The organism is Nocardia acidivorans NBRC 108247 (assembly GCF_001625085.1).
GTDB lineage: Bacteria > Actinomycetota > Actinomycetes > Mycobacteriales > Mycobacteriaceae > Nocardia > Nocardia acidivorans.
Map to the genome: position 1 here is coordinate 1 of NZ_BDAW01000064.1, position 24,953 is coordinate 24,953.

The following is a 24,953-nucleotide window of genomic DNA, read 5'->3' on the forward strand; positions in this document are numbered from 1 at the left end:
GCCCCGGCGGCCGCAGCCCAATCCGCAGCCACCGCGCCCCGCCGGACCGCCCCCCGGCAACGCGCACATCGCACCCGAGGACCGCTACCACTGGGGCCATCGCCAGGGTGATCCGAACCAACCACTCGGACCGGTCATGCGCAATACGCCCCCCGGCGGCCAGCGCTACCCGACCCCGCAGTCCAATCCGCTACCGCGCCAAGCACCGTCGCGCAAACCGCCCGGCGGACCCAGCACCCGCGAACAGCGTGTCGCCACCGCACCCACACCCGAGAGCTCGAACGCCAAACTGGTCCGCGACTCCGGCTCCATCGCCATCGCGACGCTGGCCAGCCGCATCACCGGCTTCGGTAAACAGCTGCTGCTGCTGACCGTGCTCGGCCCGGCCATCGCCTCGGCCTTCACCGTCGCCAGCACCATCCCGACCATGATCTCCGAGCTGCTGCTCGGCGCGGTGCTCACCGCCATCGTGGTGCCGACCCTGGTCCGCGCCGAGAAAGAGGATCCGGACGGCGGCAGCGCCTTCGTCCGGCGACTCTTCACCGCCGCGCTCACCGTGCTCGGCACCGGCACCGTCCTCGTCCTGATCCTCGCGCCGGTGCTGACCACGCACGTCTTCCTCTCCAATGACGGCAAGGTCAGCACCGCGCTCACCACCGCACTGGCCTTCCTGCTGCTGCCCGCGGTGATGTTCTACGGCACCTCGGCGCTGCTGATGGCCATCCTCAATACCCACGGGGTGTTCAAACCCGGTGCCTGGGCCCCGGTGCTGAACAATCTCGTGGTCCTGACCGTGCTCATCGCCTATCGCATGACACCCGGTGAGATCAGCCTCGACCCGGTCCGCATGGGCGAACCGAAACTGCTCATCCTGGGCCTGGGCGTGACGCTCGGCGTAGTGGTGCAGATGGTCAGCCTGCTGCCCGCCATCCGCCGCGAGGGCATCGATCTGCGCCCGCTCTGGGGCGTCGACGAACGGCTCAAACAGTTCGCGGGCATGGGCGCGGCCATCATCCTGTACGTCGGCATCAGCCAGATCGGCTGGACCTTCGCCACCCGGATCTCCTCGCACTGGGACAAGGCCGGTCCGGCCATCTACCAAAACGCCTGGCTGCTACTGCAATTGCCGTACGGCGTCCTCGGCGTCACGCTGCTGACCGCGATCATGCCGCGACTGAGCCGCAATGCCGCCGCCGACGACACACCGGCGGTGGTCGACGATCTCGGCACCGCCACCCGGCTCACCATGATCGCGCTCGTCCCGGTGGTCACCTTCATGACCTTCGCCGGACCGCAGATCGGTGAAGCCCTCTTCGGCTACGGGCATTTCGGCACCGGCCAGGCCATGCGGCTGGGCGAGGCCGTCTCCTGGTCCGCGTTCACGCTGATTCCGTACGCGCTGGTGCTGATCCACCTGCGGGTGTTCTACGCGCGCGAACAGGCGTGGACGCCGACCTGGATCATCCTCGGCATCACCGGCGTCAAGGTCGTGCTCTCCGCGCTGGCCCCGGTCTTCTTCGCCGAGAACCACGTCGTCATCGCGCTCGGCGTGGCCAACGGACTCGGCTTCGTGGCGGGCGCGATCATCGGCGGCTGGCTGCTGCACCGCAGCCTCGGCGATCTGCGCATGACCAATGTCGGGCGCACGGTGACCCGGGTGGTACTGGCCTCGCTGGCCGGCGGCGCGGTCATGCTGATCGCCGACCGGGTCATCGGACTGCACCGGCTGTCGGACTCGTTCGGCGGATTGGGTTCACTGGTGCGCGTCGGCCTGACCGCGGTCATCATGTTCGGTGTCGCCTTCGGCCTGATGCGCCTGGCCGGGATTCCCGAGATCGTCGCCATCACCGTGGCCATCTCGCGGCGACTCGGTATCACCGCGCCCGCACCGGATCTCGAACTCGACGGCGGCACGCTGGGCGATATGGGCGAAACCACCCTGCTGCCCAAACCGGATCTGCGGGCCGCGCCGTACTACTACCGGTTCGACCCTTACCTCGACGCGCAGACCATGGTGCTGCCCGTCATCCGACCCGGTGCGGTTGACAACACCGGCAAGGGCGAGTTCCCGTACCCTGTTCGGCAGGCAAGCGCAAGCGCCGAAGGCTCGCGCGCAGCCTCTGACGATGGCGTCCGCAGGACACCGGGTCCGGCCCAACAACATCGGTCTCCGACATACCAGGGCGAAGGAGGAACGAGGGTGAGCGACGACGCGGCGAGCGGCGTCCCGGCCGCCGAATCCGCAGCGGCCGCGGGCGGTGGGCTCTCCACGGATGCGCCCCCGACTCCGGATCGCACGGACGGAAAAAAGGGCGGCAAGGACGACACCGCGCACCGGGAAACCGGTCGCGACCGGAACGACTCCGAGGAGCTACCTGAGCAGCAGGACCACGCGGGTCCCGAAACCGGTGTCTACGAGGCGATTTCGCCGCAGATGCCGCCCATGCGGGTGGAGGCCGCCAAGCGCGTGCAGCGCGGGCCGAAACTGCTGCCCGGCGCCTCGGTCGCGGGTGGCCGCTATCGACTGCTGGCCAGTCACGGCGGCGCGCGCGGACTCAAGTTCTGGCAGGCCCTGGATGTGAAGCTGGACCGCGAGGTCGCGCTCACCTTCGTCGACGCGGACCAGCAGGCCGCCGAGAACTCCGGACACGATGGGCCGCAGGCGATCCTGTCCCGCACCCTGCGCCTGGGCCGGATCAACTCGCCCGGGCTGGCGCGCGTGCTCGATGTGGTGCGCGGCTCCTCCGGCGGCATCGTGGTGGCCGAATGGACGCCGGGCCGCTCACTCAAGGAGATGGCCGATACCGTGCCGTCCCCGATCGGCGCGGCCCGCGCCATCCGGGCGCTGGCGGCCGCGGCCGAACTCGCGCACCGCGGCGGCGGCTCGCTCTCCATCGACCATCCGGATCGGGTGCGCATCAGCGCCTCCGGTGACGCCGTCCTGGCCTTCCCCGGCACGCTCGGCGATTCGGACGCGCAATCCGATGTGCGCGGGCTCGGGGCCATGCTCTACGCGCTCATCACCGCGCACTGGCCGATTCGCGTCGGCGGGGTCACCGGTTCGGCCGCGACCGTCGGCGGTCTGCCGCTGGCCGATTTCGGTCCGGACGGAACTCCGGTGGAGCCCAGGACGATTCGGCCCGAGGTGCCCTTCGAGATCTCCGCGGTCGCGGTGCGCTCGCTGGAGTCCAACAAGGGTGTGCGCACCGCCGCGACCGTCCAGCACGTGCTGGAGCAGGCCTCGGTGGTGGACCAGAAGACCGATCTGATCCCGGTGCTGCGCCTGGGCCAGCGCCCGCCCTCTGCACCGGACGAGACCCTGGCCGATCCGGAACTGCTCGCCGCCGAGAAGGAACGCTCGCAGCGGATGATGTGGATCCTGGTCGGGCTCGGCGTGCTCGCCGCGCTGGTGGTCGGCGTCATCATCTGGTGGCTGTTGAGCGTCTTCGCGCCCGGCAGCTCCGAGGCGCCGCTGAACGAGCAGCGCAATATCGGGCTCACCACCTCCAGCGTCGCGCCCCCGGCCCCGGGCGCGCCCGGGTCCACCCCGGGCGCGGCGGCGGGGGTACCGGTACCGGTCACCGGAGCCATGGTGTTCTCGCCCGAGGGCACCCCGGACGGCGTCGGCAGCATCGGCGCGGTGCTGGACAACAATCCGACCACGCTGTGGCGCACCGACGCGTACTTCCAGCAGTTCCCCGCCCTCAAGAAGGGCGTGGGGATTTTGACCACGCTGGGCAGCCCCAGCAAGCTCACCAAGGTGATCATCGATTCGCCGACCCCGGGCACGCAGGTGGAGATCCGGACCTCGCCGACCGCCTCGCCGACCCTGGATCAAACCCAGCTGATCGGGGCGGCGACGCTCGGCAACGGCACCACCGAGATCGCGGTGCAGGCCGATCAGCCCGCCCGCTACGTGCTGGTGTGGATTACCGCGCTGGCGCAGAACGGCGGGCAGTACCAGACCTCCATCGCCGAGGTCCGGTTCGAGGCCGCACCATAATCTCGTGACATTCGGGACGATCCGGTTATCGACGATGCTGTCCGGTTCGCCCGAAAACGCCCGCTAGCTGCGCTTTTATCGCGCAATTCATTGCTGCCGAATCGTTATCTTCGTTATGATCTTGCGTACTCTCTGCTGGTTTCAGGAGTTGCATTGTCCTCTGCGAAGAATTTCGGGGTAGCGACCGAGCCACGAACTCGGCCCACAGCGACGGCTGTCCGGACCCGCCCCCGGGTCGGCGAGGCCACCGATCGCGATCTGCTCGCCGCGCACGCCCGGGGCGAGCGGCACGCCTTCGCCGAGCTATTACGCCGCCACCGCGACCATCTCTGGCAGACCGCGCTACGCGCCTCCTATACGCCCGAGGACGCCGCCGACTCCCTCCAGGACGCCCTGCTCTCCGCTCATCGCGGCGCGGGCGGTTTCCGCGGCGACGCCGAGGTGCGCAGTTGGCTGCACCGCATCGTGGTGAACGCCTGCCTGGATCGGATCCGTCGCAACAAACTGCGCCGCACGGTACCTTTGTCCGACGAGTCCGTACTCGAACCCCCTTATCCCCGCGACGATTTCGCGCGTCTGGACGCCGCCCTCGTGGTCGATGCCGCGCTGTTCACGCTGCCCGCCGAACAGCGCACCGCCTTGGTCGCCGTGGAGCTGGAAGGGTATTCGATCGCGGAAGCCGCTGTGCTGCTGGGCGTTCCGGCCGGGACCGTCAAGAGCCGGTGCGCCCGCGGGCGGCGGCGGCTCGAAGAACACCTGAAATCGATGAACACCTGAAATACGGCGCGCCCGGCGCGCGATATTCGGGAACCGAAGTTACCTTCGGTGCGTCAAAAACTAAGACAGGTCTGCGAATTCCCATGAGGGTCCGATCTGGAGGGGCGATGAACGAGGACGACGCAGTACAGGGCGGCGCCATGGCGGCCGGGACCATCCCGCGACCGCCGTGGACCCCCGAACTGCTCGCCGATCTGCACGCCGGGAACGTCCCGGCGGACCTGTCCGCACAACTGTGGGCGCAGGTGCGCCGCGATCCCGAGGCCATGCGCTACCTGCGCTCCCTCGACCAGGTGAATCTGCGCCTGCGCGACCTCGGCCGCGATGAGCACATCGTCCACCCCATGCCCGTCGAGATCACCTCCCGGCTGGAGCGGATGATCGACGACCTCGCCGCCACCGAACCCGCCGAACCGGGTCTGCTCGCCACCGTGCACCGGCTGCCGGTACCGCGCCAATCCACCCATCCCGCACCGCCTTCCACCGCGCCCATGCCGGTATTGAACGGCTCCGCCATGTTCGACACCGGCCAACTCGACCCGCGCGAACTCGGCGATCTGACACCCGAGGAACTGGAGCAGGACGAGTACGAACCGATCGGCGAACCGGGCCGCGGCGAACAGCGCTTCTCCCGCCGCCTGCGCTGGCTCACCGCCGCCGCGGCGGCCGCCGCCATCCTGGCCGGGGGAGTGGTGGCCGTGGACGCCGTGCACAACCGCAATGCCGCCCCCGCCCCGGCCCAGCCCGCCGACAACACCCTGGCCGCCGATTTCGCACCGGTCGACGTGCTGACGGCCATGGGCCGCCATGACATCAGCGGTCCGCTCGCCAAGGGCAATGCGCTATCGGCCTGCCTGGCCGCCGCACAGCTGGACCGCCCCGTACTCGGCTCGCGCACCGTCACCTACACCGGTCAGCCCGCCGTCCTGGTACTGCTCGCCGGACCGCAGGCGCCGCAGATCACCGCCGCGGTACTGGGCAACGGCTGCACCGCCGCCGACCCGCAGGTGCTCACCAGCGTCGATATCGGCTGAGACGCAACAGCACTGGTAGGAAGGGGTACGGGGCACGGTTCCCTACCCCTTTTTCCCGGGAGTGCGCGGGCTCACCCCCGCGCCCAGCCCCCGGAACTTCGGGAACAACACCGTTTACCCTGTTGTTGACCGACCTGCCTGTTAAACATCTGCCTTCGGAGGCCCTCTTGACTACCGCTGTTCGCGACCTGATCATCGTCGGTTCCGGACCGGCCGGATACACGGCTGCCGTGTACGCCGCGCGAGCGGAGTTGCAGCCGTTGCTCTTCGAGGGCACCCAGTTCGGCGGCGCGCTCATGACGACCACCGAGGTGGAGAACTTCCCCGGCTTCCGCGGCGGCATCATGGGCCCCGACCTCATGGAGGAGATGCGCGAGCAGGCCAAGCGGTTCGGCGCGGACATCCGCACCGAGGACGTGGACGCCCTCGATCTGTCCGGCACCATCAAGAAGGTCACCGTCGGCGGCGAGACCTTCGAGGCGTACGCCGTCATCCTGGCCATGGGCTCGGCCGCGCGCTACCTGAACATCCCGGGTGAGCAGGATCTCCTCGGCCGCGGCGTGAGCGCCTGCGCCACCTGCGATGGCTTCTTCTTCAAGGGCCAGGACATCGTGGTGGTCGGCGGCGGCGACTCCGCCATGGAGGAGGCCACCTTCCTCACCAAGTTCGCCGCCAGCGTCACCATCATCCACCGCCGCGAGGAGTTCCGCGCCTCCCGCATCATGCTCGAGCGCGCCAAGTCCAACGAGAAGATCCGTTTCCTGCTGAACACCGAAGTAACTGCGGTGCACGGTGATTCGGCCGTCACCAGCCTCACCGTGCGCGACACCCGCACCGGCGAGACCAGCGAACTGCCCGCCACCGGCCTGTTCGTGGCCATCGGCCACGATCCGCGCAGCGAACTCGTCACCGGCCAGGTGGAATTGGACGACGAGGGTTACGTCAAGGTGCAGGGCCAGTCCACCTACACCTCGGTCCCCGGCGTCTTCGCCGCGGGCGATCTGGTCGACCACACCTACCGCCAGGCCATCACCGCCGCCGGAACCGGCTGCCGCTCGGCCATCGACGCCGAACGCTGGCTCGCCGAGCAGGGTGACATCACCAGCAATACCCTCGATCACGCCGGTCGCCCGGTGGAAGTCAATAACTAAGGAGATCGACCCATGTCCGACGCCAAGACCACCGCCACCATCACGGTCAGCGACCAGACATTCGCACAGGATGTGCTGGCCAGCGAGAAGCCGGTCCTGGTCGACTTCTGGGCGGCCTGGTGCGGTCCCTGCAAGATGGTCGCGCCGGTGCTCGAGGAGATCGCCGCCAGCCATACCGATACCCTGACCATCGCAAAGGTTGACGCGGACGCCAATCCGGAGACCTCGAAGGACTACGGCATCCTGTCGTTGCCTACCATGGTGCTGTTCCAAGGGGGCAAGGAAGTCAAGCGGATCGTCGGCGCAAAGGGCAAAGCGGCCCTTCTGCGTGAACTCGAGGGTGTTATCTGACGACGCGCCGTACGATGCCTGCACTCGACAGTTGCCGAAATCTGGTCCGGGTCTGAGACAATCGACCGACGCTCCGGTCGTGCACGGTTGTGTAAACCTGTGCACGAGTGGGTACCCGGGTTGGCGGAAGGAAAGGGCTCTTACGCATGCACCGACTTCGTCACGGCGATACTGGACCAGCCGTAGCTGAGGTTCGGAGCACCCTCGCAAGTCTCGGATTCCTGAACTCACACCCGGCCGCCGAAACCAACGGCAACGGCAACGGCAACGGCGAGTACTGGAAAGATGTCGAAGCCACCTTCGACCACGACCTCGACTCCGCGGTGCGGGCCTTCCAGCAGCATCGCGGCCTGCTCGTCGACGGCGTGGTGGGCCCGGCCACCTACCGGGCGCTCAAGGAAGCCTCCTACCGCCTCGGCGCACGCACCCTGATCTATCAGCTCTCGGCACCGCTGTACGGCGACGACGTCGCCACCCTGCAGCGCCGCCTACAGGATCTGGGCTTCTACGTGGGCCGGGTGGACGGCTACTTCGGACCGCACACCCACGAGGGGCTCACCTCCTTCCAGCGTGAGATCGGCCTCGCCGGGGACGGCATCTGCGGGCCGGACACACTCCGCTCACTGGAGTTGCTGGGCGCGCGCGTCACCGGCGGCAATCCGCATCGCATCGCCGAGGAGGAGGTCGTGCACCGCGCCGGTCCGCAGCTGACCGGCAAGCGCATCGTCATCGATCCGGGTCTGGGCGGACCGGACAAGGGCTCGGCCGTACCCAGCGAATTCGGCGACGTCTACGAATCGGAGATCCTCTGGGATCTGGCCAGCCGCCTCGAAGGACGCATGGCCGCAACGGGTATGGAGACCTTCCTGTCCCGGCCCTGGGGCGCCAACCCCTCCGATGCCGAACGCGCCGAGACCTCCAATACCTTCGACGCCGATCTGATGATCTCGCTGCGCTGCGCCGGTAACCCCAGCACCTCCGCCAGCGGTGTAGCGAGCTTCCACTTCGGCAATTCGCACGGCTCCACCTCGATGATCGGCCAGGTGCTGGCCGGCTTCATCCAGCGTGAGATCGTGGCGCGCACCTCGCTACAGGACTGCCGTACGCACGCGCGCACCTGGGATCTGCTGCGCCTCACCAAGATGCCGACCGTGCAGGTCGATATCGGTTATCTCACAAGCGATTACGATTCTTCGGTGCTCACCAATCCGCGTATGCGGGATGTGATCGCGGAGGCCATCCTGATCTCGGTGAAGCGGCTGTACCTGCTCGGGCAGGATGATCAGCCAACCGGTACGTACACCTTCGCCGAGCTGCTCGCCGAGGAACTGGCCGCCGCGGACCGCATCTGAGTTCCGGCTCTGAATACTCTGAAACATGAAGAAGCCCTTTGCCCGTAGTACGGGGCAAAGGGCTTTTCCTTTGGGGTTCAGGGGCAAGCCCCTGAGAGCCTACGAGAGTTCCGTGATTGCCTCAGAGGGTGATCAGGCGGTTCGGCATGCTCAGCGCCGCGGTGGCGAGGAGTTGATCGAGCGCACGCTCGACGTCTTCCTTCCACAGGTGGTCACTGTCCAGCTCCAACCGCAGCCGCGGGAAACGGTGATGCGCGGCAATCACTTTGAATCCGACTTCCTCCAGGAAATCGGCATCGATCATGCACGTCTCCGGCGTGCACCCGGCCGAGGCGGACGGGGTTTTCGCGGCGCGCGTAGGGGTGGGGGCGATGCGCTCCATGAACATCATCGAACCCAGATCCGCCATATGGGTGGTCGGCGGATCCCAGCGAATACCGAACGCCTCGATGGCCCGCACACCACGACGCACCAGATCGCCCACCACGGCCTGAATCAGCTGCTGGGCTACGTCGCCACTGTGATACGGGAATTCGGCCCGCAGCGTGGTCAGCAGGACGGCATCCGGGCTCACCGGGGACGTGGGGAAGAGTCCGGCGCGCGGCACCACGCTCGGCGGCGAGTACAGCGCCACCCCGGCCGGTTGACCGTCGATCAAGGCGACCTGCCCGCACGACCCCCACTCCAGGAGTACGGTCGAGAGCCAGGCCTCCTTCTCGAAGACCGGGTCGCTGAATTCTCGGGAGTCCGCGGCCACCGCCGGATCGATCTCCCAGAACACACACCGTCGCGCATGTGCCGGAAGTTTGTCGAGTCCGCCGAGGGTCAATGCGGTAACGCTGGTCGACACCGCTCTGCTCAGCCTCCAGCTGTCCGATTCATCCACACTCACGCCGCATCGATATCTACTCGCCAGCAAGAATAAGCGATCAAAGCAACACGCCTCTCGGGGGATAAAAACATCTGCGTCACAGTGACGTTTCCGCCTCGACCCCAGAGTAGGGCCGATTTCAGAGTTTCGATTGCTCCATCAGGCTGACAATTCGCTCGAGATCGTCGATCGAACCGAACTCGACCGTGATCTTGCCTTTACGCTTACCCAGCGCCACCGTGACGCGCGTGTCGAAGGATTCCGACAACCGCTCGGCGACATCCTGCAAACCCGGCATCTGAATCGGCTTGCGCTTCGGCGCCGGGGGAGTGGCCGCCGCATCCGGATTCCGATTCGCCAACTTCACGGCTTCCTCGGTGGAACGGACCGACATACCCTCGGCCACAATCCGAATCGCGAGCGCCTCCTGCGCGGCCGCTCCCGCTTCCAAAGCCAGCACCGCGCGGGCATGCCCGGCGGAGAGCACACCCGCCGCTACCCGGCGCTGCACCGGAATCGGAAGTTTCAGCAGGCGAATCATATTCGTCACGACGGGTCGGGAACGGCCGATTCGCGAAGCCAATTCCTCATGGGTGACACCGAATTCCTCGAGCAGCTGTTCATAGGCCGCCGCCTCTTCGAGCGGATTCAACTGCACGCGGTGGATGTTCTCCAGCAACGCATCCCGCAGCAGGGCGTCGTCTGCGGTCTCGCGCACGATGGCGGGGATAGCCTCCAGGCCCGCGGCCTGGCTGGCCCGCCAGCGCCGCTCACCCATAATGAGCTGGTATTGCGGTGTCGGCAGGGTCTCCACCTGCCGCACCACAATCGGCTGCATGAGACCGAACTCCTTGATGGAGTGCACGAGTTCGGCGAGCGCCTCGTCATCGAAGACCTGGCGCGGCTGCTTGGGATTCGGGACGATCTGATCGGGCGGAATCTCCCGATAGGTCGCCCCCGCGTCGATCTCCTGCACCACCGTCGGCTCGGTCGTATCGGCCGGATCGGGAACCCGGTGCAGGAAGGCCGAAGCCGGCTGCGGGCCGATCGGATCGAGACCGATGACGACATTGGCGGCAGCGCTGCCCAACCCACCCGGCGTGGCCGCGGGGCCGGTGGGGATCAGCGCGGCGAGACCTCGTCCAAGTCCACCCTTTTTCGCCTGACTCATCGGTCTACTGACCCCTTTCGTTGTTCGCTGTCGCCGCCTTGGACGCCATCTCGCGACCCGCGTCGAGGTAGCTCATCGCACCCCGGGAGCCCGGATCGTAATCGAGCACCGTCATGCCGTAGCCCGGCGCCTCGGAGACCTTCACACTGCGCGGGATGACCGAGCGCAGCACCGCGTCACCGAAGTGGCCGCGCACCTCCTCGGCCACCTGATCGGCGAGCTTGGTGCGACCGTCGTACATGGTGAGAACGACCGTGGAGACATGCAATTCGGGATTCAGATGCGCCTGCACCAGACCGATATTGCGAAGCAGCTGACCCACACCCTCCAGCGCGTAGTACTCGCACTGAATGGGGATCAGCACCTCCTTGGCGGCCACGAGCGCGTTCACCGTGAGCAGTCCGAGCGAGGGCGGGCAGTCGATCATGACGTAGTCGATGTCGTATCCGGCGAGGTTCGCCTCCTGGATGGCGGCCTTCAACCGGCCCTCGCGGGCGACCATGGAGACGAGTTCGATCTCGGCGCCGGCCAGATCGATGGTGGCCGGAATGCAGAGCAGTCGCTCATTGTGCGGGCTCTGCTGGATGGCGTCCCGCACGGTGCACTCACCGATGAGCAGTTCATAGCTGGACGGAATGCCGGAGTGATGCGGAATGCCGAGCGCGGTGCTGGCATTGCCCTGCGGATCGAGATCGACCACGAGCACCCGCATACCCTGCACCGCCAGCGCGGCCGCGAGATTCACGGCGGTGGTGGTCTTACCCACACCGCCCTTCTGATTGGCGATGGTGATGACGCGCTGTTCGCGCGGGCGCGCAATGGCGGAATTGCCGGGGTGCAGCACCTGGCTGGCGCGCTGCGCCTCCGCGGCGATCGGGGTCTCGCTGGGGGAGATGTTCCCGAACGGGGTGCGGCTGAACTCCTCTACATCGAAGGTTCCGGTATCGAGCATGCCGGGTACCCGGGACGTTGTTTCCCGTGAAACATTCGCCGGACCGTTGGACATACAGGCTCCTAACCCCGAGAAACTCAAAGACACGTGGCCGAGTGGATGCGCGTAGGGAGAGCCGCCGGGCACCGCCACTGTGGGGCACTCACGCTCGACGTTCATAGCTTGCCAGTACGGGACACAATACGGAAGTTGAACGACAATCCCGCACCCGCGACACGCATAATCGCTCACCCCGAACGGAATTGGGGCGATGTTTCACGGGAAACCAAGCCGGACAAACACTCTGCCACCCGGCCAGGAACACGGAACGGGCGCGACGGCGGGCTGGCCGTCGCGCCCGTTCGGGTCGCGGTGGGGGAGTGGACCACTCGCCCCGTTGAGCTACTGGACCATTCGGACTACTTGGCGGAGAGCGAGCTCAGCAATCCGGCGAGCGGGTTGTTCCCGGAGGAGCCGGTGCCCCCACCCGGGGTGGTCGGCTGAGTCGTCACAGTGACGGTGGTGGACTTACTGCTGATGATCTCCTGCGTCGCCTTCAGCTCATGCGAACCCGTGGTGCTGGGAGTCCACTGGACGGACGCCTTGCTGTTGCTCGGGTACGCCTTGCCGATCTCGGTGCCATTGTCGGTGAAGGTCACCTGGAACAGTCCCGAGGTAAAGGTGACATCCGCCGTGACCGTGTACGTCTGCCCGACATAGAGGGTGGTGCCTGAAACGCTGATCCCATTGACGAGGGCATTGGCCTGGGGCGCGGCCACCAGCGCGGTCGTGGCCAATGCGCCCAGCAGTGCGACGCCGAATCCGGCACGCCGTGTGGTCTTCATGAAAGCTCCTGTGCTCCTACCCCACCTCTGTATGGGGTGACCCGGACAGTACCTAGACGCGGCGGGTCGCACAGCGATTTTGAAAGATCTATGTTTCAGCTATTTCTTCGGACGCGCTTTGCGGCGATCGGCCCGCGGCAACTTCTCCGCGCTGATCACCATGGTGGGCGTTTCCAATACGCCCACACCGCATTCGAGCACCTCGGTATGACCCGCCCCCGCCTTGGCGAGTTCGGCACGATCGCGCTCCAATTCCTCGAGGGCACTGATTCCCTTGAGCGCCAACATCCGTCCGTGATCGCGCACCAGCGGCATGGACCAACCCGCCAGCTTCGCCAGCGGGGCGACCGCGCGGGAGGTGACGACATCCGCGCCGCCCGCTTCCTTCTTCACCCCCGACTGCTCCGCGCGTCCGCGCACCACGGTCACCTCGAGTCCGGCCGCCTCGATGAACTCGGCCAGGAAGACGGTGCGGCGCAAGAGCGGCTCCACCAAGGTGATTCGAAGATCCGGTCGTGCGATGGCGAGCGGGATGCCGGGCAGTCCGGCGCCGGAGCCGATATCGACGACGGTCGCGCCCTGGGGGATGAGCTCACCGATGACCGCGCAATTGAGGATGTGCCGATCCCAGAGCCGGGGCACTTCGCGGGGTCCGATCAAGCCGCGCTCCACACCCGCACCCGCGAGCACCGTGTAGTACCGCCGGGCCAATTCCAATCGATCGCCGAAAACCACAGCGGCGGCGGCAGGCGGTTCGAGACCGAGATCGGTCATCTCCGTGCCAGGTTCCACGTGAAACATCCTTCCGATTAACCCGACTCTCGGGACTCTCCGCACTCCGGACAAGCGTAGGGCCCCCGGTCTGTCCGACGCGGGGGCCCTGGCCTTCAGTGTGATGCGCGTGTCACGCGGGGAGGACGACGACCCGTCGGCTCGGCTCCACGCCTTCACTCTCACTCACGACACCGTCGACGGCGGCGACCGCGTCGTGCACGATCTTGCGCTCGAACGGAGTCATCGGGGTGAGCGCCTCCCGCTCGCCCGACTCCAGCACGCGCTTGGCGGTCTCGGTGCCCAGCGCGCTCAGCTCGCTACGACGGTTCGCGCGCCAGCCCGCGACATCGAGCATGAGCCGACTGCGCACACCGGTCGCCTGCTGCACCGCCAACCGGGTGAGCTCCTGCAGCGCGTCCAGGACCTCGCCGCGACTACCGACCAGCTTCGCCAGATCCTTACCGCCGTCGATGCTCACCACGGCCCGGTCGCCCTCGACATCGAGGTCGATATCGCCGTCGAAGTCGAGCACATCCAGTAGCTGCTCCAGGTAGTCACCGGCGATCTCACCCTCTTCGATGAGTGCTTCCTCGACATCGACCACGGGCGCGGGGGCGCTCCCGGTCTCCGGTGCCGCCGTCGCAGCCGTCACAGTGGGGTCCCCTCCGTCGGTTTCAACAGTCATGGTTGTTTCCTTCATCTGGAGTTGTCGGCGCTCCTGCCGCGTATCGCAGTGAGCCCCTGGAGAAGATCAGCGGCGCCGCTTCTGGTTGGCGCGACCACGATTGCCGGACCGCTTCTTGGCCTGATTCTGCTTGGCCTGACCCGACTTCGCGGAGCCGTTCTGATTCGACTGCGGCGCATCGGTCTTGGCCATATCCACGCCATTGGTGTCCGCCTGCGACGGCGCATCGACCACGGGCTTCTTGCGCGTATCGACCGGCTTCGCGCCCGGCTTCGGCGCGTTCTGGGCGCGGCGCTCGAGGGCCGCGTCCTTCTTCTCGTTCTCTTCCTTCTCCATGCGGCCGAAGACGAGATGCTGCTGCGCGTAGGTCCAGATGTTGTTGGACACCCAGTAGATGAGGATGGCGATCGGCAGGAACGGACCACCGACGAGCACACCCAGCGGGAACACGTACAGCGCCAGCTTGTTCATCATGGCGGCCTGCGGGTTGGCGGCGGCCGCCTCGCTCTGCCGCTCCACCGAGGCGCGCGCGTTGAAGTGCGTCGCCAGACCCGCGATGATCATCAGCGGCACCGAGACCGCGATGATGGCGACCTTGCTCGGCATACCGCCGTACTCGGCGAAGGATTCCAGCACCGCGTTCTTCTCGGTGATGAAGCCCGAGAGGGGAGCGCCGAAAAGCCGTGCGGTCAAGAAGGACTGGACGTCGCCCGCGCTGAAGAAGTAGTTCGCGGTATGCGCGTTGTCATACGGGGTCATGCCGAGCTGACCGATACCGGTACCGGTCCGGTTGAACGAGCGCAGCACATGGAACAGACCCAGGAACACCGGCACCTGCAGCAGCACGGGCAGACAGCCCATGAGCGGATTGAAGCCGTGTTCCTTCTGGAGCTTCTGCATCTCGACCGTCATCTGCTGACGATCGTTCTTGTACTTCTTCTGCAGTTCCTTGATCTGCGGCTGCAGCTCCTGCATCTGCTTGGTGGTACGGACCTGCTTCACGAACGGCTTGTACAGCACCAACCGCAATGTGAACACCAGGAACACCACGGCCAGCGCCCAGGCGAAACCACTGTCGTCGCCCAGCGCCCACCCGAAGACGCGATGCCAGAACCAGAGGATCCCGGACACCGGGTAGTAGATGAAATCGAGCACGGCGTTATGTACTCCCGTCGTTCGTATCGCCGGTCACCGCGGACGGTGACCCTTCATTGGCTGCTGCCGCGTGCCGGTGACGCGAACGTTCCGGTACGGGGTCCCACCCACCAGGGTGCCAGGGCGCGCATTTCGCTATGCGCACGGCTGCCAGTCCGAGTCCGACGAACAGACCGCGCGTGCGGAGCGCCGTCACCGCGTACTCACTACAGGTGGGAGTGAAGCGGCAGACGGGCATGCGGGTGGGGGAGACATAGGTCCGATACAGCTCGATGAGGAATATCAGAGCTTGGGCCGGTAGTCGGGCAGCGGCGCGCAGGACGTTCATGAGTCGCTGCCAGCTGTTCCCGATTCGCCACCGGCCGTGCCGGATTCGCTGAGGGTGCCGAGTTTGCGCAGCCCACTCCGGATCTGTTTCTCGAGATCGACGGAAGGGGCTGTCGCCGCGCCCGGCAGAGCGCGCAGAACCACATCCGTGCCGTCGGGCAGATCCACCGCGACGCTCGCACAGATATGACGCAGGCGGCGGGCCACCCGGTGGCGTACCACCGCGTTACCCACCGCCTTGCTGACGATCAAGCCGAAACGCGGACCGCCCACCCTGATGGATGGTTCCGGTCCGCTCGACTGATCGTCGTGTAGCAGTACGTGCACAACGAGATCCCGTCTCCCGATCCGCCGGCCTTGGCGCACCGTCCGGGAAAAGTCGGTACGTCGATGCAGCCGATACGGCTCAGGCAGCACCGACGATCTCGAATCAGGCCGTCAGAGACTTGCGGCCCTTGCCACGGCGCGCCGAAACGATGGCGCGGCCCGCACGGGTCCGCATCCGGAGACGGAAGCCGTGGACGCGCGCCCGACGACGGTTGTTCGGCTGGAACGTCCGCTTGCCCTTGGCCACGGTCAACACTCCTCTAGGTGGTGGGCGTCGGTTGACGCCCGAAGCTTTGTCGGTGAAACGGTCTGCGATCCGGCGAATCTGGGATCCATCGGCGCAAATACCCTTATCGGCACGGGCAGCACACAGCCGCCACCGCACCATAGGGTGACTGTAGAAGGGTACTGATCTGCTGGACGAGGGTCAAACTCGGGGTAAAGCCCGGCCTTTCGGCCCTGCCCAGGCGGTTCGCGTCGATGGTCCGGTTCCTGTACGGTCCATCGAGGCGTTGGAGCGACCTAGCGTGCAGTTGCCAGCTGATTGCTGAAGAACCGCAGGTCTGCGCCCGAATAGGGGGATTCGACGGGATGCGACACGCATCCCCAGGTTGTCCACATCTGTGGATAATTGTGTGGAAACACCCTTGGAGTGGCATATTCGTAGGGCTGACGGAGCTCGTCGACGCCCGGTTACCTGGGGGAATCGAGCAGTCGCCGCCCGTCTGCTCCAATCGACCTTGCTCCGGGGAGGACTACGTTCGTGGACGACGAGCAGAATGTGCTGACAGCTGTCTGGCCCGAGGTGATCGCCGAACTCGCGAGCGGCTCCGCGGACGGGGAGATCCAGCCGGTCAGCAAGGCGCACAAAGCCTGGCTCGGCATCATCGAACCGATCACCTTCGCGCAGGGATTCGCCCTGCTCTCGGTGCCCGGAACCATGGCCCAGGAGGTCGTGGAACGCGATCTGCGCGAACCCATCCTGCGCTCGCTGGCCCGGCGCGGACTTCAGGTCGAGGGCCTCGGCGTGCGGATAAGGGCACAGCAGAACTCCCCGGTGGATCGTTCGGCCAACGCGCCCCGGCACGCCCGGATGACCTCGCGCCCCGAACGGCCGCGTGAGCCCGATCACGCGCCGATGAGCTATCAGCCGGCACCCCCGCCACCGGCCCCGGTGGAGCGTCAGCAGCCGCACTACCAGGCACAGCCGGAATATCCACAGCCCCGCTACGCCCCCACCCCGGACTATCCCGCCGAGTACGGCGAGCGCGAATCTTATCCACCGGTGGAATTCGGTCAGCCACAGATGGCCGAAGAGTTGCCGGCACCCGCCCCGGAACCGCAGCAACCACCCCGCCGCCGCGAGAACCACCGGCCACCGGCCATGCCGCCCGGGCAGGAATCGCTGTTCTCGCCCGAACCGCCCGCCCAGTTCGCCGAGCCCGAACCCGCGCCCATCCCCGTGCAGCAGCAGACCCGACGGCCCGTGGACGAGGACCACCACCAGGACGAGCCGGTGGTGAACGCGCGCAATTCGTGGCCGACCTATTTCAACAAGTCGCCCGAGCGCGAAACCCCGCAGCCGTCCTCGGCGAACAGCCTGAACGCCAAGTACACCTTCGAAACCTTCGTCATCGGCGCCTCCAACCGCTTCGCGCACGCCGCGGCGGTGGCCATCGCGGAGGCGCCCGCACGCGCCTACAATCCGCTATTCGTTTGGGGCGCTTCGGGTTTGGGCAAGACGCACCTGCTGCACGCGGCCGGGCACTACGCCCAGCGGCTGTTCCCGGGCATGCGGGTGAAGTACGTCTCCACCGAGGAGTTCACCAACGACTTCATCAACTCGCTGCGCGACGACCGCAAGGTGGCCTTCAAGCGCCGCTATCGCGAGACCGACATCCTGCTGGTGGACGACATCCAGTTCATCGAGGGCAAGGAAGGCATCCAGGAGGAGTTCTTCCACACCTTCAACACCCTGCACAACGCGAACAAGCAGATCGTGGTGTCCTCTGACCGGCCGCCCAAGCAGCTGGCCACGCTGGAGGAGCGGCTGCGCACCCGCTTCGAATGGGGCCTGATCACCGATGTGCAGCCGCCGGAACTGGAGACGCGCATCGCCATCTTGCGCAAGAAGGCCCGGATGGATCGCCTCGACGTCCCGCACGACGTGCTCGAACTCATCGCCAGCCGGGTGGAGCGCAATATCCGGGAACTGGAGGGCGCGCTCATCCGGGTGACGGCCTTCGCCTCGCTCAACGGGCAGCCGCTGGACCTGTCGCTGGCCGAGGTGGTGCTGCGTGACCTCATGCCCGATGCGGCGACCATGGAGATCACCGCGTCCACGATCATGGCCGTGACCGCGGAGTACTTCAACACCACGCTGGAGGAGCTGACCGGTCCGGGTAAGGCCCGCCCGCTCGCGCAGGCCCGGCAGATCGCCATGTACCTGTGCCGCGAGCTGACCGACCTATCCCTGCCCAAGATCGGCCAGGCCTTCGGCCGCGACCACACCACGGTCATGTACGCGGACAAGAAGGTGCGCAAGGAGATGACCGAGCGGCGCCGGGTGTACGACCAGGTTCAAGAACTCACAGCCCGGATTAAACAGCGTTCCCGCTGATCCACAGCTAACAGGCCCCCACGTCTTCTGACGTGGGGGTCTTGTGTTTTCGGGGTTGTGGATTCCTCGAGGAGTCCTCGAGGAAACTGTGTGGAATCCTCGAGTTGTGCACCGGTTTGCGCACAGGGCTCCGTCAACAGGTGTGCACAGCGGGTAGTGCACAGTTCCCACAGGTGAATCCATCCTCGAGGTCTGACCTGGGAAGATGGGAGTTGTGCCCTGTGGATTCCTCGAGGAGTCCCATGGGAGTCCTCGAGGAAACTCGGAGTTGTCCACCGATTCGCCCCCATGTGGGCAGGTGGGCCGGAAACCGGGGAGCAACTCGAGGATGACTCGAGGATGAATGTGGAAACCGGCGGTGGTTCCACAGCCATGCGCCGTTCATCCTCGAGACACCCTCGAGACATCCACACGCCGCCGCGCACCCGGACCTGCGGAAAGAGCGGAAGTCCACAGATTCCACACCGCCTACTACTACTTCATTTCTCTCTAATTGAAATTCTCTTTTAAAACAGGTGTGTGGAAACTCGGGTGGGGAGCGAACGGTTCGCTGGGAGCGGTCCCCGGCTCGTGCACAACGACGCATGGACAAGAAGGACATCCGGGATCGCCGCGGACCCTCCGACCCGGCGCGCGCGGATCGCGGGTACGGTTTGATGTCGGCCCCCTGTGCGAGACTGCATGGGTTCCAGGGGGAAGTCCCTGCAGCAGCATTCACAGATCACGACTGATCGAGACTGGGAGAGGAACAGACCGGGCGATGGAGCTTGCAAGCATGAAGTTTCGGGTCGCTCGCGAGGACTTCGCCGAATCCGTAGCCTGGGTGGCCCGCAGCCTGCCGTCGCGGCCCCCGGTGCCTGTGCTCGGCGGTGTGCTCCTCGTGGCCGATGAAGATGGTCTCACCGTGTCCGGCTTCGACTACGAGGTCTCCGCGCAGATGCGCGTGGCCGCCGAGGTCGCCGGTCCCGGGCAGGTGCTGGTCTCCGGCCGCCTGCTGGCCGATATCACCAAGGCGCTCTCCAACAAGCCGATCGATGTATCGGTGGACGGCACCCGCGTACTGATCGCCTGCGGCAGCGCCAAGTTCTCGCTGCCGACCATGCCGGTCGAGGATTATCCCCAGCTTCCCGAACTTCCTCCCCAGACCGGCGAACTCGCGGTGGATCTGTTCTCCGAGGCGGTCGGCCAGGTGGCCGTCGCCGCGGGCCGCGATGACACGCTCCCCATGCTCACCGGCATCCGGGTGGAGATCGAGGGCCCCAAGGTCGTCCTCGCCGCCACCGACCGCTTCCGCCTCGCCGTGCGCGAGCTGGAGTGGAACCCGGGCCGCGCCGATGTCGAGACCGCGGTGCTGGTCCCCGCTCGCACGCTCTCCGAGGCCGGTAAGACGCTCGGCTCCTCCGACAAGCCGGTGCAGCTGGCCTTCGGTACGGGCTCGGACGGTCTGCTCGGCATTGTGAACGGCGGGCGCCGCACCACCACGCGCCTGCTCGACGCCGAATTCCCCAAGTTCCGCCAATTGCTCCCCAAGGAGCACACCTCCATCGCCACGCTCTCGGTGAGCGCGCTGGTCGAGGCCATCAAGCGTGTGGCCCTGGTGGCTGAGCGCGGCGCTCAGGTGCGCATGGAGTTCTCCGAGGAGGGCCTGCTGCTCTCCGCCGGCGGTGACGACGCCGGTCGCGCGGAGGAGTGGCTGGAGGCCGATTTCCGCGGTGAGCCGCTGACCATCGCCTTCAACCCGGGCTACCTGGTCGACGGCCTGGGCGCGCTGCGCACCGACAAGGTGACCTTCGGCTTCACCACCCCGAGCCGTCCGGCCGTCTTCGTGCCCGCACCGGAAGAGGATCCGGCCCAGCTGGATTCGGGTGCGTTCGCGGCGCTGGCCAGCAGCTACATCTACCTGTTGATGCCGGTGCGGCTGCCGGGCTGAGTCACCGAAGACCGGTAGAACACTGTGCACAGTGTTGACAAACCTGTGAAAAACTCGGTGCGCGTAGGGGTTTCGGCTCCTCCCACCGGGTTTTTCCATTTCACCAGGGCGAAGGGCAGGGTGGGTTAGCCGGATGTACGTGCGCACCCTGTCGCTGCGCGATTTCCGGTCCTGGGAGGCCGCCGAGCTCGAATTGACGCCCGGCCGAACGGTTTTCCTGGGCTCCAACGGCAACGGCAAGACCAATCTCATCGAGGCCGTCGGATATCTGTCCACCCTCGGCTCACACCGCGTCTCCGCCGACGCTCCGCTGATCCGGATGGGCGCGCAGAAGGCGCGGATCGGGGCGACGGTGGTGAACACCGGGCGCGAGCTGCGCGTGGATATGGAGCTCAATCAGGGTGTGGCCAATCGCGCGCAGATCAATCGTTCGCCGGTCCGGCGGCCGCGCGAGATCCTGGGCATTCTGCAGACGGTGCTGTTCGCGCCGGAGGATCTGTCACTGGTGCGCGGGGATCCGGGGGAGCGCAGACGCTTGTTGGACGAGCTCGCCACCGCGCGCCTGCCGCGCTTGGCGGGGGTGCGCGCGGATTACGACAAGGTGCTGCGGCAGCGCTCGGCCCTGTTGAAAACCGCTGGGCGACTTGCTCGTTCGGGTGGTCGCGGGGCGGAGTTGAGCACCCTCGACGTATGGGACGGGCATCTGGCCGCGCACGGTGCGGTACTGCTGGCGCAGCGGCTGCGACTGGTGCACGAACTCTATCCACATCTCGCACAGGCCTATGAATCGATCGCACCGGAGTCGCGCCCGGCGTCGATCGCGTACCGAAGTGGTTATCTCCCACCGGAACTGCTCGATCCGGCGCGCACCCCGCAGCTCGACGACGACGCCGATCTGGAGGCGATCCTGTTGCGCGAGTTGGCGAACGCGCGGCAGAAGGAGTTGGAGCGGGGGGTGTGCCTGGTCGGCCCGCACCGCGACGATCTGGAGTTGATGCTCGGCTCGTCCCCCGCGAAGGGATTCGCCAGTCACGGCGAATCCTGGTCCTTCGCACTGGCGTTGCGACTCGGCGCGTTCGAATTGCTGCGCACGGCCGGCACCGATCCGGTGCTGATCCTCGATGACGTCTTCGCCGAACTCGATCGCCGCCGCCGCACCGCGCTGGCGGCGGTCGCGGCGGAGGCGGAGCAGGTGTTCATCACCGCGGCGGTGCCCGAGGATGTGCCCGCCGAACTCGAGGCGGCCCCGATGCGGGTGGAGACCACGGGCGAGGCGGATCGCCGGACATCTCGCATCGGGGAGTAGGCGGCCCCGGCGTGCCCGCAGCCGGGACGCCACCCGAATCGGGCTGGCCGACAGGGAGTTATCCCCAATTCCCCAGGTTTCTCCCCAAGGGTGTGCGGGCGCGCCGATCGATGGCGCGAGTGCGACATCACCGCTGGCCACGGCGTGCCTGTCGGCGCTATGGGGCAGAATCCTCGGGAACGTCGAGATCTTGGAACCGCCGCGGATCTCGGAACCGATGACGCGGAGGAGAGGACCTGTGCATGGCTGAGCAGCCGGAACCGGGGGAGCCCGCCGTCGGACCCGAATCCGAGCTTCGCGGTGTGGATCTGGCCCGGCGCGCCCTCGAGGATGCCCGGGCGGCGGCGCGGGCCGCGGGTAAATCCGTCGGTCAGGGCCGGGCGTCACCGCGGACGGGCGGGGTGCGCGCACTGCGCGGTCGTCGGCGCGGCTGGTCCGGTTCCGGCCCGGATGACCGCGATCCCCAATTGCTCGGCGCGCTGACCGGCAAGCTGGCCAAGGGCCGCGGCTGGTCCGGCAAGGTGGCCGAGGGCATGGTCTTCGGTCAGTGGGCCAAGGTGGTGGGGGAGGACATCGCCTCGCACGCGCAACCGGTCTCACTGGAGAACGGCGTGCTGAGCGTGCAGGCGGAGTCGACCGCGTGGGCGACGCAGCTGCGCATGTTCCAGTCGCAGATGCTGGCCAAGATCGCGGCCGCGGTGGGTCACGGGGTGGTCAAACAGTTGCGCATCAATGGCCCGACGGCCCCCAGTTGGCGCAAGGGTGAGCGGCATATCAAGGGCCGCGGCCCGCGCGACACGTACGGATAAACGCTCGAAAACGCTTGTGCGCGAGGCAGCTCCGCTGGTCAGGTGACCGTTTCACGTGGAACGTGCCGGAAACCGTCGGTCCCGCGTGCCGGGTTCGAGACGGTCCGGATCTCGATCGTGGTGAACCTCGCCGCTAACCCTCCCCGCGGTGTGCTGCCATAACCCGCTGACGGTCTCCGAACCCCTCTCACCTATGACCGGACATATTGCTGGTCGATTTCACGCACGTATGAGGCACTCAGGGGTGTCATAGGTGCATTCTGTGTCGGTCGTACCAGTAGGATGGTGGAGTAACTAGCGGCGATACCTCCCGGCGCGTTCGGCGACAGCTCGCGCGTGGACCCGTAACCCTCGAGCAGACATGCCCTGGGGCCCCACGTGTGCTCCCCGTCCTGCGCCCGGAGGATCAGCAAGTAAGGAGAGCTACCGACCAGTGGCTGCCATGGACTCCAACGCAGACGGCTCGACCCAGCCCAAGTCAGGCAACCCGGCTTACGGTGCCGACTCCATCACCGTCCTCGAGGGCCTCGAAGCGGTTCGTAAACGTCCCGGTATGTACATCGGCTCCACCGGCGAGCGCGGTCTGCATCACCTCATCTGGGAAGTTGTGGACAACTCGGTCGACGAGGCGATGGCGGGTTATGCCAGCCGCGTCGATGTGACCCTGCTGGCCGACGGCGGCGTCGAGGTCGTCGACGACGGCCGCGGTATCCCCGTCGCCATGCACGCGCAGGGTGTGCCCACCATCGAGGTGGTTATGACCCAGCTGCACGCGGGCGGCAAGTTCGACTCCGACGCGTACGCCGTCTCGGGCGGTCTGCACGGTGTCGGCATCTCGGTGGTGAACGCGCTGTCCAGTCGTCTCGAGGCGGAGGTGGACACCGACGGTTACCACTGGACCCAGGAGTACAAGGATTCCAAGCCGGGCAAGCTGGTGCAGGGTGAGGCGACCAAGCGCACCGGTACCACCATCCGGTTCTGGTCGGATCCGAATATCTTCGAGACCACCGTCTACAACTTCGAGACGGTCGCGCGCCGCCTGCAGGAGATGGCGTTCCTGAACAAGGGCCTGACCATCACCCTGACCGATCAGCGGGTGGCCGATACCGACATCACCGATGAGGTGGTCAGCGATACCGCCGAGGCGCCCAAGCATCTCGACGAGAACGCCCCGGCCGCCACGCCGAAGGTGAAGACCCGGACCTACCACTACCCCGGTGGGCTCGAGGACTTCGTCAAGCACATCAACCGCACCAAGCAGCCGATCCACAATTCGGTGGTGGGCTTCACCGGTAAGGGCACCGGCCACGAGCTCGAGGTCGCGATGCAGTGGAACTCGGGTTACTCCGAGTCCGTGCACACCTTCGCCAACACCATCAACACCCATGAGGGCGGTACGCACGAAGAGGGCTTCCGCGCGGCGCTCACCACGGTGGTGAACAAGTACGCGAAGGACAAGAAGCTCCTCAAGGAGAAGGAAGGCAACCTGACGGGTGACGACATCCGTGAGGGCCTGGCCGCCATCGTCTCGGTGAAGATCTCGGACCCGCAGTTCGAGGGTCAGACCAAGACCAAGCTCGGCAATACCGAGGTGAAGTCGTTCGTGCAGCGCACCTGCAACGAGCACCTCGCGCACTGGTTCGAGGCGAACCCGGCCGATGCCAAGACCATTGTCACCAAGGCGGTGTCGTCGGCGCAGGCACGCGTCGCCGCGCGTAAGGCACGCGAGCTGGTGCGCCGCAAGTCCGCCACCGACCTCGGCGGTCTGCCGGGCAAGCTGGCCGACTGTCGCTCCAAGGATCCGGTGAAGTCCGAGATCTACATCGTGGAGGGCGACTCCGCCGGTGGCTCGGCCAAGTCCGGCCGCGATTCGATGTACCAGGCGATCCTGCCGCTGCGCGGCAAGATCATCAATGTCGAGAAGTCGCGAATCGACAAGGTACTCAAGAACAACGAGGTCCAGGCGATCATCACCGCCTTCGGCACCGGTATCCACGACGAGTTCGATATCGCCAAGCTGCGCTATCACAAGATCGTGCTGATGGCCGACGCCGACGTGGACGGTCAGCACATCTCGACGCTGCTGCTCACGCTGCTGTTCCGTTTCATGCGGCCGCTGGTCGAGCAGGGGCACGTCTACCTCGCGCAGCCGCCGCTGTACAAGCTCAAGTGGCAGCGCACCGAACCGGAGTTCGCCTACTCCGACCGGGAGCGCGACGGACTGCTGGAGCGCGGCCTGGCCGCGGGCAAGAAGATCAACAAGGATGACGGCATCCAGCGCTACAAGGGTCTCGGTGAGATGAACCCGAAGGAGCTGTGGGAGACCACCATGGATCCGAGCGTGCGCGTGCTGCGTCTGGTCACCCTCGATGACGCCGCCGCCGCGGACGAGCTGTTCTCCATCCTCATGGGTGAGGACGTGGAAGCGCGCCGCAGCTTCATCACCCGCAATGCCAAGGACGTTCGGTTCCTCGACGTCTAGCGAAGTAGGGCCCGGGGGATCGATTCCCCCGGGTCCCCCTTGCGTCCGGAAC

General features: G+C 66.5%; 21 protein-coding genes. 11 read left to right on the forward strand and 10 right to left on the reverse strand.

Features of this window, described 5'->3' with window-relative positions:
* Nucleotides 1-136 precede the first annotated feature (136 nt).
* The 6 genes from murJ (at nt 137) to NA10_RS27850 (ending at nt 8,668) form a co-directional block, all read left to right on the forward strand.
* On the forward strand, nt 137-4,003 hold the full coding sequence (murJ, locus tag NA10_RS27825) for a murein biosynthesis integral membrane protein MurJ (protein WP_084515320.1): 3,867 nt from the start codon (nt 137-139) through the stop codon (nt 4,001-4,003).
* Between the two features lie 258 nt (nt 4,004-4,261).
* Entirely contained in the window at nt 4,262-4,780 is a 519-nt protein-coding gene (gene sigM, locus NA10_RS27830) for an RNA polymerase sigma factor SigM (protein WP_067573252.1), read from the forward strand.
* A 107-nt stretch (nt 4,781-4,887) separates the two neighbouring features.
* A complete protein-coding gene (locus NA10_RS27835; RefSeq protein ID WP_067573177.1) occupies nt 4,888-5,814 on the forward strand; it encodes an RsmA family anti-sigma factor in 927 nt (308 codons plus the stop codon).
* A 167-nt stretch (nt 5,815-5,981) separates the two neighbouring features.
* A complete protein-coding gene (gene trxB / locus NA10_RS27840) occupies nt 5,982-6,965 on the forward strand; it encodes a thioredoxin-disulfide reductase (protein WP_067573179.1) in 984 nt (327 codons plus the stop codon).
* Nucleotides 6,966-6,977: 12 nt separating this feature from the next.
* Complete coding sequence (gene trxA / locus NA10_RS27845; protein ID WP_067573181.1) at nt 6,978-7,316, forward strand: thioredoxin; 339 nt, start codon at nt 6,978-6,980, stop codon at nt 7,314-7,316.
* 146 nt (nt 7,317-7,462) lie between these two features.
* Nucleotides 7,463-8,668, forward strand: a complete 1,206-nt coding sequence (locus tag NA10_RS27850) for an N-acetylmuramoyl-L-alanine amidase (RefSeq protein WP_067573183.1) — start codon at nt 7,463-7,465, stop codon at nt 8,666-8,668.
* Between the two features lie 121 nt (nt 8,669-8,789).
* Here NA10_RS27850 and NA10_RS27855 read toward each other — a convergent pair whose 3' ends face one another.
* The 10 genes from NA10_RS27855 to rpmH form a co-directional block, all read right to left on the reverse strand.
* Nucleotides 8,790-9,518 carry a hypothetical protein gene (locus NA10_RS27855; RefSeq protein WP_067573254.1) on the reverse strand — a complete coding sequence of 243 codons (729 nt, stop codon included), beginning with the start codon at nt 9,516-9,518 and terminating at the stop codon, nt 8,790-8,792.
* Between the two features lie 160 nt (nt 9,519-9,678).
* Entirely contained in the window at nt 9,679-10,710 is a 1,032-nt protein-coding gene (locus NA10_RS27860; protein WP_067573185.1) for a ParB/RepB/Spo0J family partition protein, read from the reverse strand.
* A 4-nt stretch (nt 10,711-10,714) separates the two neighbouring features.
* Nucleotides 10,715-11,662 (reverse strand): ParA family protein, encoded by a 948-nt coding sequence (locus tag NA10_RS27865; protein WP_174562563.1) that lies wholly within the window; start codon nt 11,660-11,662, stop codon nt 10,715-10,717.
* Between the two features lie 398 nt (nt 11,663-12,060).
* Nucleotides 12,061-12,486 (reverse strand): Ig-like domain-containing protein, encoded by a 426-nt coding sequence (locus tag NA10_RS27870; RefSeq protein ID WP_067573189.1) that lies wholly within the window; start codon nt 12,484-12,486, stop codon nt 12,061-12,063.
* Nucleotides 12,487-12,585: 99 nt separating this feature from the next.
* A complete protein-coding gene (gene rsmG, locus NA10_RS27875) occupies nt 12,586-13,287 on the reverse strand; it encodes a 16S rRNA (guanine(527)-N(7))-methyltransferase RsmG (protein WP_084515314.1) in 702 nt (233 codons plus the stop codon).
* 103 nt (nt 13,288-13,390) lie between these two features.
* Entirely contained in the window at nt 13,391-13,945 is a 555-nt protein-coding gene (locus NA10_RS27880; RefSeq protein WP_084515322.1) for a Jag family protein, read from the reverse strand.
* Nucleotides 13,946-14,011: 66 nt separating this feature from the next.
* A complete protein-coding gene (gene yidC / locus NA10_RS27885; protein ID WP_067573195.1) occupies nt 14,012-15,100 on the reverse strand; it encodes a membrane protein insertase YidC in 1,089 nt (362 codons plus the stop codon).
* Nucleotides 15,101-15,104: 4 nt separating this feature from the next.
* Entirely contained in the window at nt 15,105-15,428 is a 324-nt protein-coding gene (gene yidD / locus NA10_RS36075; RefSeq protein WP_084515315.1) for a membrane protein insertion efficiency factor YidD, read from the reverse strand.
* A complete protein-coding gene (gene rnpA, locus NA10_RS27890) occupies nt 15,425-15,844 on the reverse strand; it encodes a ribonuclease P protein component (protein ID WP_084515316.1) in 420 nt (139 codons plus the stop codon). Before rnpA ends, yidD begins: the two co-directional genes overlap by 4 nt.
* Nucleotides 15,845-15,857: 13 nt before the next feature.
* On the reverse strand, nt 15,858-16,001 hold the full coding sequence (rpmH, locus tag NA10_RS36080) for a 50S ribosomal protein L34 (RefSeq protein ID WP_083898281.1): 144 nt from the start codon (nt 15,999-16,001) through the stop codon (nt 15,858-15,860).
* Between the two features lie 516 nt (nt 16,002-16,517).
* Here rpmH and dnaA point away from each other — a divergent pair.
* The 5 genes from dnaA (at nt 16,518) to gyrB (ending at nt 24,901) form a co-directional block, all read left to right on the forward strand.
* On the forward strand, nt 16,518-18,374 hold the full coding sequence (gene dnaA, locus NA10_RS27895) for a chromosomal replication initiator protein DnaA (protein ID WP_067573197.1): 1,857 nt from the start codon (nt 16,518-16,520) through the stop codon (nt 18,372-18,374).
* A gap of 760 nt (nt 18,375-19,134) precedes the next feature.
* A complete protein-coding gene (gene dnaN, locus NA10_RS27900) occupies nt 19,135-20,304 on the forward strand; it encodes a DNA polymerase III subunit beta (RefSeq protein WP_067573199.1) in 1,170 nt (389 codons plus the stop codon).
* Between the two features lie 133 nt (nt 20,305-20,437).
* A complete protein-coding gene (recF, locus tag NA10_RS27905; protein ID WP_067573201.1) occupies nt 20,438-21,610 on the forward strand; it encodes a DNA replication/repair protein RecF in 1,173 nt (390 codons plus the stop codon).
* A 242-nt stretch (nt 21,611-21,852) separates the two neighbouring features.
* Entirely contained in the window at nt 21,853-22,419 is a 567-nt protein-coding gene (locus NA10_RS27910; protein ID WP_067573203.1) for a DUF721 family protein, read from the forward strand.
* 442 nt (nt 22,420-22,861) lie between these two features.
* The gene (gene gyrB / locus NA10_RS27915; protein WP_067573205.1) at nt 22,862-24,901 is read left to right on the forward strand and encodes a DNA topoisomerase (ATP-hydrolyzing) subunit B; all 2,040 of its coding nucleotides are present in this window, start codon (nt 22,862-22,864) and stop codon (nt 24,899-24,901) included.
* The last annotated feature ends 52 nt before the right edge of the window (nt 24,902-24,953 follow it).

Bases quoted from the DNA above. Each gene is read 5' to 3' on its own strand.
- murJ (WP_084515320.1), top strand. From the start codon at position 137: ATGCGCAATACGCCCCCCGGCGGCCAGCGCTACCCGACCCCGCAGTCC.
- NA10_RS27835 (WP_067573177.1), top strand. From the start codon at position 4,888: ATGAACGAGGACGACGCAGTACAGGGCGGCGCCATGGCGGCCGGGACC.
- trxA (WP_067573181.1), top strand. From the start codon at position 6,978: ATGTCCGACGCCAAGACCACCGCCACCATCACGGTCAGCGACCAGACA.
- NA10_RS27850 (WP_067573183.1), top strand. From the start codon at position 7,463: ATGCACCGACTTCGTCACGGCGATACTGGACCAGCCGTAGCTGAGGTT.
- NA10_RS27860 (WP_067573185.1), bottom strand. From the start codon at position 10,710: ATGAGTCAGGCGAAAAAGGGTGGACTTGGACGAGGTCTCGCCGCGCTG.
- NA10_RS27865 (WP_174562563.1), bottom strand. From the start codon at position 11,662: ATGCTCGATACCGGAACCTTCGATGTAGAGGAGTTCAGCCGCACCCCG.
- NA10_RS27870 (WP_067573189.1), bottom strand. From the start codon at position 12,486: ATGAAGACCACACGGCGTGCCGGATTCGGCGTCGCACTGCTGGGCGCA.
- rsmG (WP_084515314.1), bottom strand. From the start codon at position 13,287: ATGTTTCACGTGGAACCTGGCACGGAGATGACCGATCTCGGTCTCGAA.
- NA10_RS27880 (WP_084515322.1), bottom strand. From the start codon at position 13,945: ATGACTGTTGAAACCGACGGAGGGGACCCCACTGTGACGGCTGCGACG.
- yidD (WP_084515315.1), bottom strand. From the start codon at position 15,428: ATGAACGTCCTGCGCGCCGCTGCCCGACTACCGGCCCAAGCTCTGATA.
- dnaN (WP_067573199.1), top strand. From the start codon at position 19,135: ATGGAGCTTGCAAGCATGAAGTTTCGGGTCGCTCGCGAGGACTTCGCC.
- recF (WP_067573201.1), top strand. From the start codon at position 20,438: ATGTACGTGCGCACCCTGTCGCTGCGCGATTTCCGGTCCTGGGAGGCC.
- NA10_RS27910 (WP_067573203.1), top strand. From the start codon at position 21,853: ATGGCTGAGCAGCCGGAACCGGGGGAGCCCGCCGTCGGACCCGAATCC.
- gyrB (WP_067573205.1), top strand. From the start codon at position 22,862: ATGGACTCCAACGCAGACGGCTCGACCCAGCCCAAGTCAGGCAACCCG.